This window comes from Methylibium sp. Pch-M, assembly GCF_004136295.1.
Classification (GTDB): Bacteria; Pseudomonadota; Gammaproteobacteria; order Burkholderiales; family Burkholderiaceae_C; genus Methylibium; species Methylibium petroleiphilum.
Map to the genome: position 1 here is coordinate 63,507 of NZ_CP029606.1, position 17,157 is coordinate 80,663.

Below are 17,157 nucleotides of genomic sequence, written 5' to 3' on the forward strand. Positions count from 1 at the left end.
TCCACCATGTCCACCTTCACCCCGCCGGCTCCGGCGGCGGCGCCTGCGCCGATGAGCACGTTCGAGCGCTATCTCTCCGTCTGGGTCTTCCTCTGCATCGTGGTCGGCATCGCGCTCGGGCAATGGCTGCCAGGGCCCTTTCAGGCCATCGGGCGCATGGAGTTCGCGCAGGTCAACCTGCCGGTGGGCCTGCTGATCTGGGTGATGATCATCCCGATGCTGCTGAAGGTGGACTTCGGCGCACTGACCGAGGTTCGACGGCATTGGCGCGGCATCGGCGTCACGTTGTTCGTCAACTGGGCGGTCAAGCCGTTCTCGATGGCGTTGCTCGGGTGGATCTTCATCCGCCATGTGTTCGCACCCTACCTGCCCGCCGATCAGCTCGACAGCTACGTGGCGGGCCTGATCCTGCTGGCCGCCGCGCCCTGCACGGCGATGGTGTTCGTGTGGAGCCGGCTGACCGGCGGGCATGCGCTCTTCACGCTGTCGCAGGTGGCACTGAACGACGCCATCATGGTGTTCGCCTTCGCGCCGCTGGTGGCGCTGCTGCTGGGCCTGTCGGCCATCAGCGTGCCGTGGGACACGCTGGTCACGTCGGTCGTGCTCTACATCGTGATCCCGGTCGTGCTGGCGCAGCTGTGGCGCCGCTCGCTGCTGCGGCGCGGTGCGGGCGCGCTGGAGGTCCTGCTGGCCCGCATCGGCCCGTGGTCGATCACCGCGTTGCTCGCGACCCTGGTGCTGTTGTTCGCCTTCCAGGGCCGGGCGATTCTCCAGCAGCCGCTGGTGATCGCGATGCTGGCGGTGCCGATCCTGCTGCAGGTGTTCTTCAACGCCGGCCTCGCCTATGGGCTGAACCGGCGTCTCGGCGAAACTCACGCCGTTGCCTGCCCGTCGGCGCTGATCGGCGCCAGCAACTTCTTCGAGCTCGCCGTGGCGGCGGCGATCAGCCTGTTCGGTTTCGAATCGGGCGCGGCGCTGGCTACCGTGGTGGGCGTGCTGATCGAGGTGCCGGTGATGCTGCTGGTGGTGCGCTGGGTGAACGCCAGCAAGGGCTGGTACGAGGCAGGACTGAAACCATGACGACGAACCCCTCACCCCTCGACCTGACCCTGCCCAACATCGACGCAACGCTCTTCGACACGCCCACCGGCGCGCGCCTGAGCGGCGCCGGCACGTCGAGCCACGCGCCGCGTTTCCTGCTGCTCTACGGTTCGCTGCGCGAGCGCTCGTACAGCAGGCTGCTCGCGCTGGAAGCCGCGCGCCTGCTGATCGCCATGGGCGCTGACGTGCGGGTGTTCGATCCCGCCGGCCTGCCGCTGCCCGACGGTGCACCGGAGAGCCACCCCAAGGTGCAGGAGCTGCGCGAGGCCGCAGCCTGGGCCGAAGGCATGGTGTGGGTCTCCCCCGAACGCCATGGCGCCATGACCGCGATCATGAAGGCGCAGATCGACTGGATCCCGCTGAGCGTGGGCGCGGTGCGCCCCACCCAGGGCAAGACCCTCGCGGTGATGCAGGTGTCGGGCGGCTCGCAGTCCTTCAATGCGGTGAACCAGCTGCGCGTGCTCGGGCGCTGGATGCGCATGATCACGATCCCGAACCAGTCCTCGGTCGCGAAGGCCTACCTCGAGTTCGACAACGCGGGCCGGATGAGACCGTCGGCCTACTACGAGCGCGTGGTCGACGTGATGGAGGAACTGATGAAGTTCACGCTGCTGACGCGCGATGTGGCGCCCTACCTGGTGGACCGCTACAGCGAGCGCAAGGAGAGCGCGGACGCGTTGTCCTCGCGCGTCAACCAGCGCGCGATCTGAGGCGCGATCCGCGACTTGGCGGGTCGCTCCGCAAAGAAAAAAGCACTTGGCGTCTCCGCCAGGTGCTTGTTCTCTCTACCGAATTTGGTAGGCGCGATTGGACTCGAACCAACGACCCCCACCATGTCAAGGTGGTGCTCTAACCAGCTGAGCTACGCGCCTGAGGAGCCGAGAGTCTAGCATGGCCCGAACGGGCTGACGCCCGGCAACCGGACCTCACGCTAGCGACGGCGCGCACTGCGCACGCCGCTCACCTGGCACACCGAGCCCAGCACGGCCTGCAGCCGCGCGGAATCGGAAATCTCCACGGTGAAGGTCATCCACGCCGTGCCCCTGAGCGACTGCGTGTGCACACCCACCACGTTCATCTTCTCCTTCGCAAACAGTTCGGAGATATCGCGCAGCAGGCCCTGTCGGTCCGCCGCCTCGACGGCCACGTCGACCGGGTAGACCGCCGGCGCATCGCCACGCGGGCGACCCCAGGCCACGCCGATCACGCGCTCCGGTGAGCGGCCGGCCATCTGCCGGAAATTGGAGCAGCCCGTGCGGTGGATCGCCACGCCCTTGCCACGCGTCACGTAGCCGCCGATCGCGTCGGGCGGGGCCGGACGGCAGCAGCGCGCCAGCGTGGTGAGCAGCGACTCCACGCCGACCACCAGCACGCCCCCCTTGGGCGTGGCGTCGCTGCTCGGCCCGCGGCGCAGGCGCTGGGCCAGTGCCTCGTCGGGGTCGGGCAGCGGCTCGGGCGGGCGCAGCAGCGTCTCGATGTTGCGCAGCGAGAACTCGTCCTTGCCCACCACCTCGAACAGCGCCTCGGCGTTGCGGAAGCCCAGCTGCGAGGCCAGCTCGTCGAGCTTGATCGCGGTGCGCCCTTCGCGCTGCAGCAGCTTCTCCACCGCCTCCCGGCCGCGCGCGATGGTGTGCTGCTGGGTCAGCGCGTTGAACCAGGCACGCACCTTGGTCTTGGCGCGCGAGCTGCGCAGGTAGCCGAGCTCGCCGTTGAGCCAGTCGAGCGACGGCCCGCCCTCCTTCACCGCCACGATCTCCACCGTCTGGCCGCTCTGCAGCGGCGTGTTCAGCGTCACCATCGCGCCGTCGACGCGCGCGCCGCGGCAGCGGTGGCCCAGGTCGGTGTGCAGCGTGTAGGCGAAATCGATCGCCGTCGCGCCGGCCGGCAGCTCGATGATGGCCGCCTGCGGGGTGAACACGTAGATGCGGTCGTCGAACAGGCCCTGCCCGGCTCCGACCGCACTGTCTCCGCCCGGCTCGACCAGCTCGCGCTCCCAGGCCAGCAGCTGGCGCAGCACGGCCTTGCGGGCCTGCGCCACCTGCTCCTCGAAGTCGCCGCCGGCGCTGACGCCGGCATAGCCGCGGGCGCCCGCTTCCTTGTAGGCCCAGTGGGCGGCGATGCCGCTCTCGGCGTGCTCGTGCATCGCGGTCGTGCGGATCTGGATCTCGATCGGTCGGTCCTGCTCGTCCAGCACCACCGTGTGCAGCGACTGGTAGCCGTTGGCCTTGGGACGGGCGATGTAGTCGTCGAACTCCTCGGGCAGGGAGCGCCAGAGTTCGTGTACGCGGCCGAGCGCGGCATAGCAGGCCGGCACGTCGTCGACGATCACGCGCAGCGCCCGCACGTCGAGCACGCGCTCGAAGTCCAGGTGCTTGCCGCGCATCTTCTTCCAGATGCTGTACAGGTGCTTCGGCCGTCCCTGCACCTCGGCGCGCACACCGACCTCGGCCAGCACCGTGCCGAGACGGGCCCGGGCGGCCTCCACCACCTGCTCGCGTTCGACACGCTTCTCGTCGAGCAGCCTGGCGATGCGCCGGTACTCGTCGGGCTGCTGGAAGCGGAACGCCAGGTCCTCGATCTCCCACTTGATCTGCCAGATGCCGAGCCGGCTGGCCAGCGGCGCGAACACCTGCATCGACTCGCGCGCCAGCGCCTGCGGGCAGGCCTGCTTGCTGGCCGCGTAGTAGCGCAGCGTCTGCAGCCGCGAGGCCAGGCGCAGCAGCACCACGCGCAGGTCGCGAGAGAACGCCAGCAGCATCTTGCGCACGCGCTCCACCTGCGCGGCCTGCTGCGCGGCGTCGAGCGCCGCGTCGCCGAGCGCCTCGCGCGCGCTGCGCTGCACCTGCACCAGCTTGCGGGTGTGCGCGACCAGGCTGGCATAGCTCTCGCCGTAGGCCTTGGCGATCACCTCCTCGGGCTTGGCGAGGTAGTCGCCGGCGTAGACCAGGTAGGCCGCGGCCCGCATCGTGGGCGCCGCACCGATGGCCTGCAGGATGGCCGCCACGCCGTCGGCGTGCGCCAGCGCGTCCTCGCCGGTGTCGAAGCGCTCGCCGGCCAGCAGCGGCTCGGCGAAGGCCCGCGCGCGGGCCAGCACCGCGTCCTGCGACGCGGCATCGCCGGCCGGCTGACCGGGCGCCAGGGCCTCCTCGCCAGCCACGTCGCCAGCCAGCAGCACGATGGGCGCGGTCTCGAGGGCCGCGTCCGCGGGCACGGTCTTCATGGCGAGGCGAGGAACTCCTGCACCAGCGCCACCTGGTCGGCGGCGATCAGCGTGGGCGCGTGCCCGACGCCGGCCAGTTCCACCAGGCGTGCCTTCGGCCCCCGCTGCGTCATCGCCAGTGCGGTCTCGTGCGACAGCAGGTCGGACTCGGCACCGCGCAGCACCAGCGTCGGACAGCGCAGGCTGTCGTAGCGCTGCCACAGCATCGCTTCGCCGGCCGCCGCCAGCGCCGGCGTGACGGCCTTGAACGGCAGGCCGATGCGCGGGTCGTAGTGCGAGACGTAGCCCTCGCCCTGCGCGTCCTGCACCGGCTTGAGCTGCGGCTTCGTCAGCGCCAGCCATTGCTCGCGGCTGTGCGGGCCGAAGCCCTTGGAGATGCTCCACAGATAGTCGGCCGCCTCGTCGAGGCTGGCATAGCGCTTGGGCAGCCCGACATAGGTGCCGATGCGCTGGATCGCGTCGGCGCCCAGCGCCGGCCCCACGTCGTTGAGCAGCAGGCGGCGCACCAGCGTACCGCCAGCGCCGTCTCGCAGCGAGGCCACGCCCAGGCCGATCAGGCCGCCCATCGAGGTGCCGACCCAGTCGACCTGCGGCGCGCCGATGCGCGCCAGCAGCGCCACCGTGTCGGCCACATAGGCGGGCACCTGGTAGCCCGCCGGATCGGCCAGCCAGTCGGAACGGCCGCGGCCCGCCACGTCGGGACAGACGACGCGGTAGTCGGTCGCCAGCGCCCGGGCCAGCGTGTCGAAGTCGCGCCCCTGGCGCGTGAGGCCGTGCACGCAGACGACGACCCGCGGATTGTCGCGTTCGCCCCACTCCCAGTAGGCCATGCGGTGCAGGCCCTGGGTGTCCAGGCACGGAACAAAGTCGAGTCGTGGTTCGGTCATAGGGTTTCCTCTCGATAATGATCCTACCCAACGCAAGGAGCACCCGGATCATGTTGAACAGCAAGACCGCACTCGTCACCGGCTCGACCAGCGGTATCGGCCTCGGCATCGCGATCGTCCTGGCGCGCCAGGGCGCGAACATCATCCTCAACGGCTTCGGCGACAGCGAGGCGCCGAAGGCCGAGGTGCTGGCGGCCGGCAAGGCCCACGGCATCAAGGTGGGCTACCACGGCGCCGACATGAGCAAGGCGGCCGAGATCGAGGCCCTGATGGCCTACGCGGCGGCCGATTTCGGCGGCGTCGACATCCTGGTCAACAACGCCGGCATCCAGCACGTGGCCAACGTCGAGGACTTCCCCGTCGCCAAGTGGGACGCGATCATCGCGATCAACCTGAGCTCGGCCTTCCACACCACGCGCCTGGCGATCCCGCAGATGCGCAGGAAGAACTGGGGCCGCGTGCTCAACATCGCCTCGGCCCACGGCCTGGTGGCCTCGGCCGGCAAGAGCGCCTACGTGGCCGCCAAGCACGGGCTGGTGGGATTCACCAAGTCGATCGCGCTCGAGACCGCGACCACCGGCATCACCGTCAACGCGATCTGCCCGGGCTGGGTGCTGACGCCGCTGGTACAGAAGCAGATCGACGACCGCTCGGCCCGCGAGGGCATCCCGGTCTCGCAGGCCGAGGAGGAGCTGCTGGGCGAGAAGCAGCCTTCGCTGCAGTTCACCACACCCGAGCAGCTGGGCGAGCTGGCCGTCTTCCTGTGCTCGGACGCCGCGGCCAACGTCAAGGGCCAGGCGTGGGCGATGGATGGTGGGTGGACCGCCCAGTAGCGGCCCCTCACCCCGGCCCTCTCCCCGCGCGCGGGGAGAGGGAGTTCAGGCCGCTCAGCGCGTGAGCTGCACGCTCCCGCTCACCGTCGCGCTGATCGTGCCCTTGCCGGGCTCCACCGGCACCGGCGCGTCCGAGGCCATCGACATCTCGTTCTTGGCGCGGTAGAGCACCGGGCGCGGGCCGCCACCGCTGTCGGCCGTCTGCACGTTCACCTCGCGCAGCGCATAGCCGGCATAGCCGAACTGCCGGGCCAGTTCGGTGGCCTTGGCACGGTACTTCTGGATCGCCTGGCCGGTGACCTCGCTCTCGTGCTTCTCGGCCAGCTCGCGCGAGATGCTGTAGCCGACGCTGCTGATGTTCATGCCGGTCAGGCGGCCGGCGGTCTGCGCCACGCGCTCGCTGTCCTTGCCTTCCAGCACCAGCTCGGCCTGCCCCTGCCAGCCGCTGATGCGGCCTTCCTTGCCGTAGCGCGGATAGAGCGAGAAGTTGCCGGTACGCACCTCCAGCGCGCCGGGCTGGGCGGCCTTCTTCGCTTCCGTCAGCGCCGCGTCGAGCAGCTTCTTCAGCTGCGCCTGCACGGCTGCAGCGTCGTTGCCGTCGCGCACCGCCTGCAGCGTGATGCCGAGCAGGTCCTTGGTGACCTCGATGCTCGCGGTGGTGGTGAAGCTGACGAGGTTCTCGCGCGGCGGCGCGTCGGCCGCATGCGCGGCGGGTAACGCAAGCGCCAGCGCGGCGACGGCCAGTGCGGCGCTCGGGCTCGGGCGCCGGCGCATCAATCGATCGATCACGGAGAGTCCTTTCAGGGCGGGTGAGTGGGCGCGGCCCGGCGGCTGCACGGGCGCGTCGACGCCACTGTGGCACAGCGTCGGCGGCTTGCTCGCAACCCCGCTTGCGCCCTCGATTCGGCAAGGCGCAAGATATGTAACAGCGGGAAAGCCGGTCCGTTTCACTCGGTTTCGTTGCGCACAATGCCGCTGTTACAAATGCAGGAGAGCGTATGAATGCAACCGCCAACAGCCAACGTCCGGACCGCATCGTCGTCGTCGACGACGATGCCCGCATCCGCGACCTGCTGCGCCGCTACCTGACGCAGGAAGGCTTCGAGGTGCTGCTGGCCGAGGATGCCAAGGCGCTCAACCGCGTGATGACGCGCGACACCATCGACCTGATCGTTCTCGACCTCATGCTGCCCGGCGAGGACGGCCTGTCCATCTGCCGCCGGCTGCGCGCCAACAACGACACCACGCCGATCATCATGCTGACGGCCAAGGTGGAGGATGTGGACCGCATCGTCGGCCTCGAGGTGGGCGCCGACGACTACCTGCCCAAGCCCTTCAACCCGCGGGAGCTGCTGGCCCGCATCAACGCCGTGCTGCGCCGCCGCCCCACGCTGGAAGCCCCCGGCGCGCCGGCCAAGGAGGCGCAGACCGTCAGCTTCGGCCCGTTCGAATTCGACCTGGCGCTGCGCCGCCTGACCAAGGACGGCGAGCAGATCGCGCTGACCACCGGTGAGTTCTCCATGTTGAAGGCGCTGGTGCGACACCCGCGCCAGCCGCTGTCGCGCGACAAGCTGGCGCAGCTGGCCCGTGGCCGCGAGTTCGAACCTTTCGATCGCAGTCTCGACGTCCAGATCTCCCGCCTGCGCAAGATGATCGAGCCCGACCCGGCCCAGCCGCGCTACATCCAGACCGTGTGGGGCGTGGGCTACGTGTTCGTGCCGGACGGCGCAGCTTGAAGCACCCAACACGCGCCGTCACCCGACCCCCGGTGAGCCCTGGCCATGGTTGACCCGCTCATCTCGAATGAACGGGTGCGGCGGGCCTCGCGCGGCACCGCGCGGGCACCCCAGCCACACCGTGCGCGGCCGTCGGCGGAGCGCGCCGCGGCGGAAGCGTCGGCGGACGAATGGCACCTGCTGCCGCGTTTTGCGATGACGCTGTTCTGGCGCACCTTCATCCTGCTGGCCCTGCTGCTGTGCGGCGGCATCTTCGCGTGGATGCAGACCTTCCGCGCGCTGGAGTTCGAGCCGCGCGCGGTGCAGGCGGCGCGGCAGATCGCCAGCCTGGTGAACCTGTCGCGCGCGGCGATGCGCTACGCCGACGCGATCAACCGCGTGACGCTCGTCAAGACGATGAGCGACCAGGAGTCGGTCAAGATCGTGCCGCGCGAGCCCAAGGACAAGTACGAGCCCTTCGAGGTCGACCGCTTCAGCCGCGCCGTGGGCCAGGAGCTGCGGTCGCGGCTCGGGCCCGACACGCTGGTGGCCAACAGCGTCAACGGCGTCTCGGGCCTGTGGGTCGGCTTCAACATCGAGCACGATCCCTACTGGCTGCAGGCCGACCCGAAGCGTGTGGAGGCCGTCGCGGGCAGCACCTACTTCGTCTGGACCAGCATCGCGCTGATCGCCACGCTGCTGGCGTCGGCGGTGATCGCCGGGCTGATCAACCGGCCGCTGAAGGAGCTGTCGTTCGCGGCCAGCCGCATCCGCGACGGCGAGTTCGAGTCGCGCCTCGACGAGCAGACCATGACCAGCGAGATCCGCGAGGTCAACATGGGCTTCAACCGCATGGCGCGCGAGCTGGCCAAGGTGGAGGAAGACCGTGCGGTCATGCTGGCTGGCATCAGCCACGACCTGCGCACGCCGCTGGCGCGCATGCGGCTGGAAGCCGAGATGAGCGTCGTCGACGAGGAGGCCAAGCGCAACATGGCGGCCGACATCGACCAGCTCGACGCCATCATCGACAAGTTCATGGACTACGCGCGGCCCGGCGAGGTGAAGCTGGTGCCGGTGCACCTGAGCAGCGTGGTCGACCGCGAGATCTCGGCCTTCCGTGACCCGACGCAGATCCGCATCGAGTCGCGCGTGGCGATCGACACCCGCGTGATGGCCGACGACACCGAACTCGGCCGCGTGCTCGGCAACCTGTTCGAGAACGCCCGACGCTACGGCCGCTCCACCGACGGCATCGCCTACGTGGTGGTCAGCTACGCGCGCACCGGGCCATGGGTGATCGTCAGCGTGCGCGACCACGGACCGGGCGTGCCGCCGCAGAAGCTCACGCAGCTGACCACGCCGTTCTACCGCGGCGACGCGGCCCGCACCGCCGCCACCGGCGCCGGGCTGGGGCTGGCCATCGTCGAGAAGGCGGTGCAGCGCATGGGCGGCAGCTTCGAGATCGCCAACGCGGCCGACGGCGGCTTCGTGGCGCACATCCGGCTGAAGCGGGCGCCGTAGGGCCCGTCACGAAACGGTCACGCGAACCGGGCACGCTCGGTCGGGACGCCTGCGTCCTCCCGCAACCCCTCGCCTGCCCCGCCCATGAGCCTGAACGACCGGACCGACCACGACGACAACGACCTGATGCAGCGCCTCCACCGCGACCTCGTCGACAGCTACGACGAAGAGCTCGAGATGGAGATCGACGACCGCGACCTCGTATCGCCGTCCGGCGCGCCGAGCGATGCCGAGCGCGAGGCCCAGCGCCTGGAGCGCAGCCGCTATTTCCGCGAGCTGCTGCGCCTGCAGAGCGAGCTGGTGAAGTTGCAGGACTGGGTGGCCGCCACCCGGCACCGCGTCGTCATCCTGTTCGAAGGGCGCGACTCGGCCGGCAAGGGCGGCGCCATCAAGCGCATCACGCAGCGGCTCAACCCGCGGGTGTGCCGTGTGGTCGCGCTGCCGGCACCCAACGACCGCGAGCGCACGCAGTGGTACTTCCAGCGCTATGTGTCGCACCTGCCGGCCGGCGGCGAGATCGTGCTGTTCGACCGCAGCTGGTACAACCGCGCCGGCGTCGAGAAGGTCATGGGCTTCTGCAGCGAGGCCGACGTGGAGGAGTTCTTCCGCTCGGTGCCGGAGTTCGAGAAGATGCTGGTGCGCTCGGGCATCCAGCTGATCAAGTACTGGTTCTCGATCACCGACGAGGAGCAGCACCTGCGCTTCCTCGGCCGCATCCACGACCCGCTGAAGCAGTGGAAGCTCAGCCCGATGGACCTGGAGTCACGCCGCCGCTGGGAGGAGTACACCAAGGCCAAGGAAACAATGCTGGAACGCACCCACATCCCCGAGGCGCCGTGGTGGGTGGTGCAGGCGGTGGACAAGAAGCGCGCGCGGCTCAACTGCATCGCGCACCTGCTGGGCCAGATGCCCTACCACGAGGTCGAACGTCCGATGGTCACGCTGCCCGAGCGCGTGCGGCATGCGGACTACCTGCGCCACCCGGTGCCCGAGCACATGATCGTGCCCGAGATCTACTGAACCTCCGGCCGTTCAGGCCGGCAGCAGCAGGCACACGGCGCGTGCCTCGATGGCCTCGCCGCGGCCCACCGGGCCCATCTTCTCGGCCGTCTTCGCCTTCACGTTGACCTGCGACGCCGCCACGCCCAGGCAGGCGGCGATGCGCTCGACCATCGCCGGGATGTGCGGTGCCATCTTCGGCGCCTGCGCGACGATGGTGGCGTCGACGTTGCCCACCGCCCAGCCCGCCTCGCGCACCCGCTTCGCCGCCTCGGCCAGCAGCACGCCCGAGTCGGCGCCGGCGAAGCGCGCGTCGGTGTCGGGGAAATGGCGGCCGATGTCGCCCAACGCCGCGGCGCCGAGCAGCGCGTCGGTGATCGCGTGCAGCAGCGCGTCGGCATCGGAGTGACCGAGCAGGCCGTGGCTGTGCGGGATCTCGATGCCGCCGAGGACGAGCTTGCGGCCGGTGACCAGCGCATGCGTGTCCCAGCCCTCGCCGATGCGGAACGGAACGGGGTTCATGAGCGTGTCCTCAGCAGTCGTTCGGCCAGCGCGAAATCGGCCGGCCAGGTGAGCTTGAAATTCTCCAGCGATCCCGCCACCAGCCGCGGCGCGTGGCCCAGCGCCTCGATCGCGCTCGCCTCGTCGGTGACGGCGTCGCCGGCTGCGCGCAGCGCCTCGCGCAGCAGGCCCAGGCGGAACATCTGCGGCGTCTGCGCCTGCCACATCGCGCGCCGCTCGACGGTGGCCGAGACACGGCCCTCGCCGGAGCCCGTGCCTTCGCGCTTGAGCGTGTCGGCCACCGGCAGCGCGAGCAGGCCACCGACGGCGTCGCCTTCGCAGGCGGCGATCAGACGCTCCACGTCCGCGGGTTGCAGCAGGCAGCGCGCCGCGTCGTGCACCAGCACCCAGTCGTCGTCGCGTGCACCGCGCCCGGCCAGCGCCTGCAGCCCGTTGAGCACGCTGGCCGCCCGCGTGGCGCCGCCAACGCGCGACACCCAGGCCTGCACCGCGGGCACATGCGCCTCGAACACGCGATCCTCCGGCGCCACGACGACCAGCGTGCCGGCGAGGCGCGGTACGCGCGCCAGAGCCGCCAGCGTGTGCGCGACGACGCTGCGGCCGGCGATCTCGCGGTACTGCTTGGGTCCTCCCACACCGGCCCGCTCACCGACGCCCGCACAGGGCACGAGCGCATAGCACCGGGGTGGCTCGGGAGCAGGATTCGGGGTCATCGGGTGCCGATTCTAGAATTCACTCCGTGGATCGCCCCGCCTGCTCCCGCGGCGGGGCGATCTGCTTTCGACTTTCTTCACCGCATGGACCTCCCCGCCCTCGCCCCCGGCAAGCGCTACACCCTGCCCCGCCCGTTCGGCTCGGCCGACGCGCTCCTGCTCGCGCGCTTCGCCGAGCAGCGCGCCGCGCAAGGGCAGATCACCGCCGTCATCAGTGCCGAACCGGCCGACACGCAGCGGCTGCAGGACGAACTGGCCTTCTTCGCGCCAGGCTTGCGCATCGCCGTGTTCCCCGACTGGGAGACGCTGCCCTACGACAGCTTCTCGCCGCACCAGGACCTGATCTCCGAGCGCCTCGCCACGCTGTGGCGCATCCTGCACGCGCGGAGCGAGGGCGCGATCGACGTGGTGCTGATGCCGGCGACCACGGCGTTGCTGCGGCTCGCGCCGCCGTCCTTCCTGGCGGCCTACACCTTCCACTTCGTGCAGAAGCAGAAGCTCGACGAGGCGGCGCTGAAGGCCCAGCTCACGCTGGCCGGCTACCAGCACGTGAGCCAGGTGGTGTCGCCCGGCGAGTACGCGGTGCGCGGCGGGCTGATCGACCTGTTCCCGATGGGCTCGCCAGTGCCCTACCGCGTGGATCTGTTCGACAACGAGGTCGACTCGATCCGCACCTTCGACCCCGACAGCCAGCGCAGCCTCTACCCGGTGCCCGAGGTGCGGCTGCTGCCGGGCCGCGAGTTCCCGATGGACGAGGCGGCCCGCACCGGTTTCCGCGCCCGCTGGCGCGAGAAGATGGACGGCGACCCGAGCCGCTCGCGGCTCTACAAGGACATGGGCACCGGCCTGGCCGGTCCCGGCATCGAGTTCTACCTGCCGCTGTTCTTCGACGAGACGGCGACGGTGTTCGACTACCTCGGCGCCACGGCCGAACTGGTGCTGCACGGCGAGGTCGATGCAGCGCTGAACAAGTTCTGGGGCGAGACGCGCGAGCGCCACCGCTTCCTGCAGCACGACCCCGAGCGGCCGATCCTGCCGCCGCAGGAGATCTACCTGCCGCCCGAGGCCTTCTTCGCGCGCTGCAACGACCATGCGCAGCTGTCGCTGCGCGGCAGCGACCCGCTCGAATGGGCCCGTCCGCTGCCCGACCTGGCCGTCGAGCGTGGCACACCCGACCCGCTGCGCAAGCTGGAGCAGCACCTCGCAAAGAACAGCACCGACGCCGCCGGCCCGCGCGTGCTGCTCGTCGCCGAGAGCGAGGGCAGGCGCGAGAGCCTGCTCGAGCTGCTGCGCGACCACCAGCTGGAGCCGCCGACGGTCGCTTCGCTCGCGGACTTCGAGGCCGGCGATCAACGCTACGCGATCACCGTCGCACCGCTGGCAAGCGGCTTCTTCTGGGTCCGCGGGGCGGGCACGCCCGGCATCCAGTTCGTCACCGAGACTGAGCTGTTCGACGCCGCACCCACGGTGCGCCGGCGCCGCAAGCAGGAGCAGACCAGCGACGTCGACGCGCTGATCAAGGACCTGTCGGAGCTCAAGGTCGGCGACCCGGTGGTGCACGCCAACCACGGCATCGGCCGCTACGTCGGGCTGGTCAACATCGACCTCGGCGACGGGCCGAGCGAGTTCCTGCACCTCGAGTACGCCGACAAGGCGACGCTCTATGTGCCGGTCGCGCAATTGCAGCTGATCAGCCGCTACACCGGCGTCAGCGCCGAGGAGGCGCCGCTGCACCGGCTGGGTTCCGGCCAGTGGGAGAAGGCCAAGCGCAAGGCGGCCGAGCAGGTGCGCGACACCGCCGCCGAGCTGTTGAACCTGTACGCGCGCCGCGCCGCCCGCGAGGGCCACGCGTTCCGCTTCTCGCCGCAGGACTACGAGGCCTTTGCCGCCAGCTTCGGCTTCGAGGAGACGGCCGACCAGCGCGCCGCGATCCACGCGGTGATCCAGGACCTGGTCAGTCCCAAGCCGATGGACCGGCTGGTGTGCGGCGACGTCGGCTTCGGCAAGACCGAGGTGGCGCTGCGTGCTGCCTTCGTCGCGGTCACCGGCGGCAAGCAGGTGGCGCTGCTGGCGCCGACCACGCTGCTGGCCGAGCAGCACTACCAGAACATCGCCGACCGCTTCGCCAAGTGGCCAGTCAAGGTGGCCGAGATGTCGCGCTTCCGCTCGGCCAAGGAGATCAAGGCGGCGATGGCCGGACTGGCCGAGGGCACGATCGACATCGTGGTCGGCACCCACAAGCTGCTGAGCCAAGACACGAAGTTCGCCAACCTCGGGCTGCTGATCATCGACGAGGAGCACCGCTTCGGCGTGCGCCACAAGGAGGCCATGAAGGCGCTGCGCGCCGAGGTCGACGTGCTCACGCTCACCGCCACGCCCATCCCGCGCACCCTGGGCATGGCGCTCGAGGGCCTGCGCGACCTGAGCGTGATCGCCACCGCGCCACAGCGCCGGCTGGCCATCAAGACCTTCGTGCGCGGCGAGTCCAACGGCACCATCCGCGAGGCGGTGATGCGCGAGTTGAAGCGTGGCGGTCAGGTGTACTTCCTGCACAACGAGGTGGAGACCATCGAGAACCGCCGCCGCGCGCTGGAGGAACTGCTCCCGGAGGCACGCATCGCGGTCGCTCACGGCCAGATGCCCGAGCGCGAGCTGGAGCGGGTGATGCGCGAGTTCGTCGCGCAGAAGCACAACCTGCTGCTGTGCTCGACCATCATCGAGACCGGCATCGACGTGCCCACCGCCAACACCATCGTGATGAGCCGCGCCGACAAGTTCGGCCTGGCCCAGCTGCACCAGCTGCGCGGGCGCGTCGGCCGCTCGCACCACCAGGCTTACGCCTACCTGCTGGTGCCCGACGTGGAAGGCCTCACCAAGCAGGCCGCGCAGCGCCTGCAGGCGATCCAGGACATGGAGGAGCTGGGCTCGGGCTTCTACCTCGCGATGCACGACCTGGAGATCCGCGGCGCCGGCGAGGTGCTGGGCGAGAACCAGAGCGGCAACATGATGGAGGTCGGCTTCCAGCTCTACAACGAGATGCTGGCCACCGCCGTGCGCGAGATGAAGGCCGGCCGCGAGCCCGACCTGCTCAACCCGGTGAACGTGGCCACCGACGTCAACCTGCATGCGCCGGCGCTGCTGCCCGACGCCTATTGCGGCGACGTGCACGTGCGCCTGTCGCTCTACAAGCGGCTGGCCTCAGCCGACCGGCTGGACAAGATCGACACCATGCTCGAGGAGATCGTCGACCGCTTCGGCAAACTGCCGGCGCAGGCGCAGACGCTGTTCGACGTGCACCGCCTGCGCGTGCAGGCGCGCGCCTACGGCGTGCTCAAGATCGACGCCGGCCCGCAGGCCATGAGCATCGGCTTCCGGCCCGACGCGCCGGTCGACGCGCTGCGCATCATCGAGCTGGTGCAGAAGAACCGGCACATCAAGCTGGCCGGCAACGACAAGCTGCGCATCGAGAAGGCCCTGCCCGACCCGATGGCCCGCGCCCAGTTCATCCGCGACGTGCTGCGCTCGCTCGGCACGCCCACCCCCGCCCTTTCCGCATGAGCATGACGCCACCGACCGAGTTCGCCCCGGGATTGGCCCTGCGGGGCCTCACGCCGCCGCTGAGGCTGTCCGACTTCGGCCTGATCGCCTTCGACATGGACTCGACGCTGATCAACATCGAGTGCGTCGACGAGATCGCCGACGCCGCCGGCCGCAAGGCCGAGGTCGCCGCCATCACCGAGGCCGCGATGCGCGGCGAGATCGCCGACTACAAGGACAGCCTGCGCCGGCGCGTGGCGCTGCTGAAGGGCGTGCCGGTGGCGGCGATGCAGCAGGTGCTCTCCCAGCGCCTGCAGCTCAACCCCGGCGCCGAGACGCTGGTGCGCGCCTGTCGGGCCGCGGGCCTCAAGACGCTGCTGGTCTCGGGCGGCTTCACCTTCTTCAGCGACCACGTGCGCGACCGGCTGGGCCTCGACTTCACCCGCAGCAACGTGCTCGAGGTGGCCGACGGCGCCCTCACCGGCCGGATGGTCGACCAGGACTGGGGCGACATCTGCGACGGCGAGGAGAAGCGCAGGATGCTGCTCGCCACCTGCGCGCAGCTGGGCCTCGCGCCCTCGCGCGCGATCGCCATGGGCGACGGCGCCAACGACCTGCCGATGATGGGCGCTGCCGGCCTGTCGGTGGCCTACCACGCGAAGCCCGCGGTGCGGGCGCAGGCGATGGTATCGATCGAGCAGGGCGGGCTGGACCGTCTGCTCGAGGTGGTGTCGCCGCACTGAGCGCTGCCCTGTCCCGGGGCAGGCCGGATCGCTCCGGCAGGAATGGTTTGTGCATAGCAGCAATCCACTACCAACCCCGGAGGGCCCCGCCATGCTCGATCGCACCGCCACGAAGTTCTCCCACGTCAAGCCGACCGACACCCACTTTCGCAGCGACGGCTTGCGCGATTTCTTCCTCTACCGCGATCTGGGCATCGCCGAGGCCACCAACGGCAAGGTGATCGCGCAGCTGGTGATCGCGAACAATGCACCGGAGAAAGGCACGGGATGGCACCGCCATGAGGCGGAGTTCCACATCGTGATCATGCTCCGGGGCTGGGCGAAGTTCATGTACGAGGACCAGGAGACGCTGGTCTCTGCCGGCGACTGCGTGCACCAGCGCCCGGGTGTCCGCCACTTCCTGTTCGACTACTCGCCCGACATGGAATACCTGGAAGTGGTCGGCCCGGCCGACTTCAAGACCATCGACGTCGATCCGGTCTGCGATATCCCGGCGCCCAAGGCCTGGTTCTGAGAACGCCAGGCCCGTTTTCCTTCCCCGCCGGGGCGGGAGCGGGCCGGCGGTGACAGTAGGCGGTCAGAACTCGACTTCGAGTTCCTCCATCGACTCCGGCTCGGTCTTCGCGGCCGCGATCCATTCCTGCATCTCGGGCATCGCCATCACCCGCAGGCAGTACTCGATGCAGGCGCGGTCGCTGATGCGCACGTCGTAGGTCTTGAGCCGCGTGACCACCGGCGCGTACATCGCATCGGCCATCGTGCGGTGCTCGCCGAACAGCCACGGGCCACCGTAGCGCTTCAGGCAGTCCGACCAGATCTCGACCACGCGCTCGATGTCCGACTGCGCCCGGCTCCACACCTTGTAGCCCGGGAAACTGCCCTTCAGGTTCATCGGCAGCGCCGAACGCAGCGAGCTGAAGCCCGAGTGCATCTCGCCGCAGACAGCCCGGCAGTGCGCGCGCGCCGCACGATCGGCCGGCAGCAACCCGGCCTTGGGCTTGATCTCGTGCAGGTACTCGGCGATCGCCAGCGTGTCCCACACGTCGACCTTGTCGTGGCGCAGCCGTGGCACCAGGATCGACGGCGCCAGCAGCAGGATCTCGGCCTTCACGCCCGGATCGTCGGGCGGCAGGACATGCTCGCTGAAATCCAGCCCCGCAAAGCGCGCGAGCAGCCAGCCGCGCAGGGACCACGACGAATAGTTCTTGCTGCTGATCGTGAGCGTGGCCTTGGCCATGGTGCCTCCATCCTCCAGGAGCGCTCCCACCCGCAATCGCTGTGCCAGCCTGGGGCGGCGACTCCGCATGGCCTGCAACTTGCCTGCAGTGCCCCGCAGGACCCCGCCTGTCGACGGGGGATGAGGCAG

15 protein-coding genes and 1 tRNA gene are annotated in these 17,157 nt (G+C 69.9%); 9 read left to right on the plus strand and 7 right to left on the minus strand.

Annotated features, from left to right (window positions below; all coding sequences use genetic code 11):
• The first annotated feature begins 6 nt into the window (after positions 1-6).
• Positions 7-1,080 carry an ACR3 family arsenite efflux transporter gene (gene arsB, locus C1M51_RS00295; protein WP_129447730.1) on the plus strand — a complete coding sequence of 358 codons (1,074 nt, stop codon included), beginning with the start codon at positions 7-9 and terminating at the stop codon, positions 1,078-1,080.
• Entirely contained in the window at positions 1,077-1,811 is a 735-nt protein-coding gene (gene arsH, locus C1M51_RS00300) for an arsenical resistance protein ArsH (protein WP_129447731.1), read from the plus strand. The genes arsB and arsH overlap by 4 nt, the downstream gene beginning before the upstream one ends.
• An 85-nt stretch (positions 1,812-1,896) precedes the next feature.
• Here arsH and C1M51_RS00305 read toward each other — a convergent pair.
• The 3 genes from C1M51_RS00305 to C1M51_RS00315 all read right to left on the minus strand — a co-directional run bounded on the left by C1M51_RS00305 (position 1,897) and on the right by C1M51_RS00315 (position 5,208).
• Positions 1,897-1,973, minus strand: a tRNA-Val gene (locus C1M51_RS00305).
• A gap of 59 nt (positions 1,974-2,032) precedes the next feature.
• Complete coding sequence (locus tag C1M51_RS00310; protein ID WP_129447732.1) at positions 2,033-4,321, minus strand: bifunctional (p)ppGpp synthetase/guanosine-3',5'-bis(diphosphate) 3'-pyrophosphohydrolase; 2,289 nt, start codon at positions 4,319-4,321, stop codon at positions 2,033-2,035.
• Positions 4,318-5,208 (minus strand): alpha/beta fold hydrolase, encoded by an 891-nt coding sequence (locus C1M51_RS00315; protein WP_129447733.1) that lies wholly within the window; start codon positions 5,206-5,208, stop codon positions 4,318-4,320. Before C1M51_RS00315 ends, C1M51_RS00310 begins: the two co-directional genes overlap by 4 nt.
• A gap of 50 nt (positions 5,209-5,258) precedes the next feature.
• Between C1M51_RS00315 and C1M51_RS00320 the strand changes: the two genes are divergently transcribed.
• On the plus strand, positions 5,259-6,041 hold the full coding sequence (locus tag C1M51_RS00320; RefSeq protein WP_129447734.1) for a 3-hydroxybutyrate dehydrogenase: 783 nt from the start codon (positions 5,259-5,261) through the stop codon (positions 6,039-6,041).
• A gap of 54 nt (positions 6,042-6,095) precedes the next feature.
• On the opposite strand, the gene C1M51_RS00325 is transcribed toward C1M51_RS00320, so the two are convergent.
• A complete protein-coding gene (locus C1M51_RS00325; RefSeq protein ID WP_310733940.1) occupies positions 6,096-6,830 on the minus strand; it encodes an SIMPL domain-containing protein in 735 nt (244 codons plus the stop codon).
• A gap of 209 nt (positions 6,831-7,039) precedes the next feature.
• Here C1M51_RS00325 and ompR point away from each other — a divergent pair, with 209 nt between their 5' ends.
• The 3 genes from ompR (at position 7,040) to ppk2 (ending at position 10,297) form a co-directional block, all read left to right on the plus strand.
• The gene (gene ompR / locus C1M51_RS00330; protein ID WP_036235230.1) at positions 7,040-7,777 is read left to right on the plus strand and encodes a two-component system response regulator OmpR; all 738 of its coding nucleotides are present in this window, start codon (positions 7,040-7,042) and stop codon (positions 7,775-7,777) included.
• Between the two features lie 195 nt (positions 7,778-7,972).
• A complete protein-coding gene (locus C1M51_RS00335) occupies positions 7,973-9,277 on the plus strand; it encodes a sensor histidine kinase (protein ID WP_011829172.1) in 1,305 nt (434 codons plus the stop codon).
• Positions 9,278-9,361: 84 nt separating this feature from the next.
• Positions 9,362-10,297 carry a polyphosphate kinase 2 gene (gene ppk2, locus C1M51_RS00340; RefSeq protein ID WP_129447735.1) on the plus strand — a complete coding sequence of 312 codons (936 nt, stop codon included), beginning with the start codon at positions 9,362-9,364 and terminating at the stop codon, positions 10,295-10,297.
• Positions 10,298-10,309: 12 nt separating this feature from the next.
• On the opposite strand, the gene ispF is transcribed toward ppk2, so the two are convergent.
• Both ispF and ispD read right to left on the minus strand, forming a co-directional pair.
• On the minus strand, positions 10,310-10,798 hold the full coding sequence (gene ispF, locus C1M51_RS00345) for a 2-C-methyl-D-erythritol 2,4-cyclodiphosphate synthase (RefSeq protein ID WP_129447736.1): 489 nt from the start codon (positions 10,796-10,798) through the stop codon (positions 10,310-10,312).
• Entirely contained in the window at positions 10,795-11,511 is a 717-nt protein-coding gene (gene ispD, locus C1M51_RS00350; protein WP_129447737.1) for a 2-C-methyl-D-erythritol 4-phosphate cytidylyltransferase, read from the minus strand. Before ispD ends, ispF begins: the two co-directional genes overlap by 4 nt.
• Positions 11,512-11,595: 84 nt before the next feature.
• Here ispD and mfd point away from each other — a divergent pair, with 84 nt between their 5' ends.
• The 3 genes from mfd (at position 11,596) to C1M51_RS00365 (ending at position 16,305) form a co-directional block, all read left to right on the plus strand.
• The gene (mfd, locus tag C1M51_RS00355; RefSeq protein WP_129447738.1) at positions 11,596-15,069 is read left to right on the plus strand and encodes a transcription-repair coupling factor; all 3,474 of its coding nucleotides are present in this window, start codon (positions 11,596-11,598) and stop codon (positions 15,067-15,069) included.
• Positions 15,070-15,071: 2 nt separating this feature from the next.
• Positions 15,072-15,791, plus strand: a complete 720-nt coding sequence (gene serB, locus C1M51_RS00360) for a phosphoserine phosphatase SerB (RefSeq protein WP_129452044.1) — start codon at positions 15,072-15,074, stop codon at positions 15,789-15,791.
• 91 nt (positions 15,792-15,882) lie between these two features.
• Positions 15,883-16,305 carry a cupin domain-containing protein gene (locus C1M51_RS00365; RefSeq protein ID WP_011829166.1) on the plus strand — a complete coding sequence of 141 codons (423 nt, stop codon included), beginning with the start codon at positions 15,883-15,885 and terminating at the stop codon, positions 16,303-16,305.
• Between the two features lie 63 nt (positions 16,306-16,368).
• Here C1M51_RS00365 and C1M51_RS00370 read toward each other — a convergent pair whose 3' ends face one another.
• Complete coding sequence (locus C1M51_RS00370) at positions 16,369-17,028, minus strand: glutathione S-transferase family protein (RefSeq protein WP_129447739.1); 660 nt, start codon at positions 17,026-17,028, stop codon at positions 16,369-16,371.
• Positions 17,029-17,157 lie beyond the last annotated feature (129 nt).

Coding starts and splice junctions, on each gene's coding strand:
- arsB (WP_129447730.1), top strand. CDS start 7: ATGTCCACCTTCACCCCGCCGGCTCCGGCGGCGGCGCCTGCGCCGATG.
- arsH (WP_129447731.1), top strand. CDS start 1,077: ATGACGACGAACCCCTCACCCCTCGACCTGACCCTGCCCAACATCGAC.
- C1M51_RS00310 (WP_129447732.1), bottom strand. CDS start 4,321: ATGAAGACCGTGCCCGCGGACGCGGCCCTCGAGACCGCGCCCATCGTG.
- C1M51_RS00315 (WP_129447733.1), bottom strand. CDS start 5,208: ATGACCGAACCACGACTCGACTTTGTTCCGTGCCTGGACACCCAGGGC.
- C1M51_RS00320 (WP_129447734.1), top strand. CDS start 5,259: ATGTTGAACAGCAAGACCGCACTCGTCACCGGCTCGACCAGCGGTATC.
- ompR (WP_036235230.1), top strand. CDS start 7,040: ATGAATGCAACCGCCAACAGCCAACGTCCGGACCGCATCGTCGTCGTC.
- C1M51_RS00335 (WP_011829172.1), top strand. CDS start 7,973: ATGACGCTGTTCTGGCGCACCTTCATCCTGCTGGCCCTGCTGCTGTGC.
- ppk2 (WP_129447735.1), top strand. CDS start 9,362: ATGAGCCTGAACGACCGGACCGACCACGACGACAACGACCTGATGCAG.
- ispF (WP_129447736.1), bottom strand. CDS start 10,798: ATGAACCCCGTTCCGTTCCGCATCGGCGAGGGCTGGGACACGCATGCG.
- ispD (WP_129447737.1), bottom strand. CDS start 11,511: ATGACCCCGAATCCTGCTCCCGAGCCACCCCGGTGCTATGCGCTCGTG.
- mfd (WP_129447738.1), top strand. CDS start 11,596: ATGGACCTCCCCGCCCTCGCCCCCGGCAAGCGCTACACCCTGCCCCGC.
- serB (WP_129452044.1), top strand. CDS start 15,072: ATGACGCCACCGACCGAGTTCGCCCCGGGATTGGCCCTGCGGGGCCTC.
- C1M51_RS00365 (WP_011829166.1), top strand. CDS start 15,883: ATGCTCGATCGCACCGCCACGAAGTTCTCCCACGTCAAGCCGACCGAC.
- C1M51_RS00370 (WP_129447739.1), bottom strand. CDS start 17,028: ATGGCCAAGGCCACGCTCACGATCAGCAGCAAGAACTATTCGTCGTGG.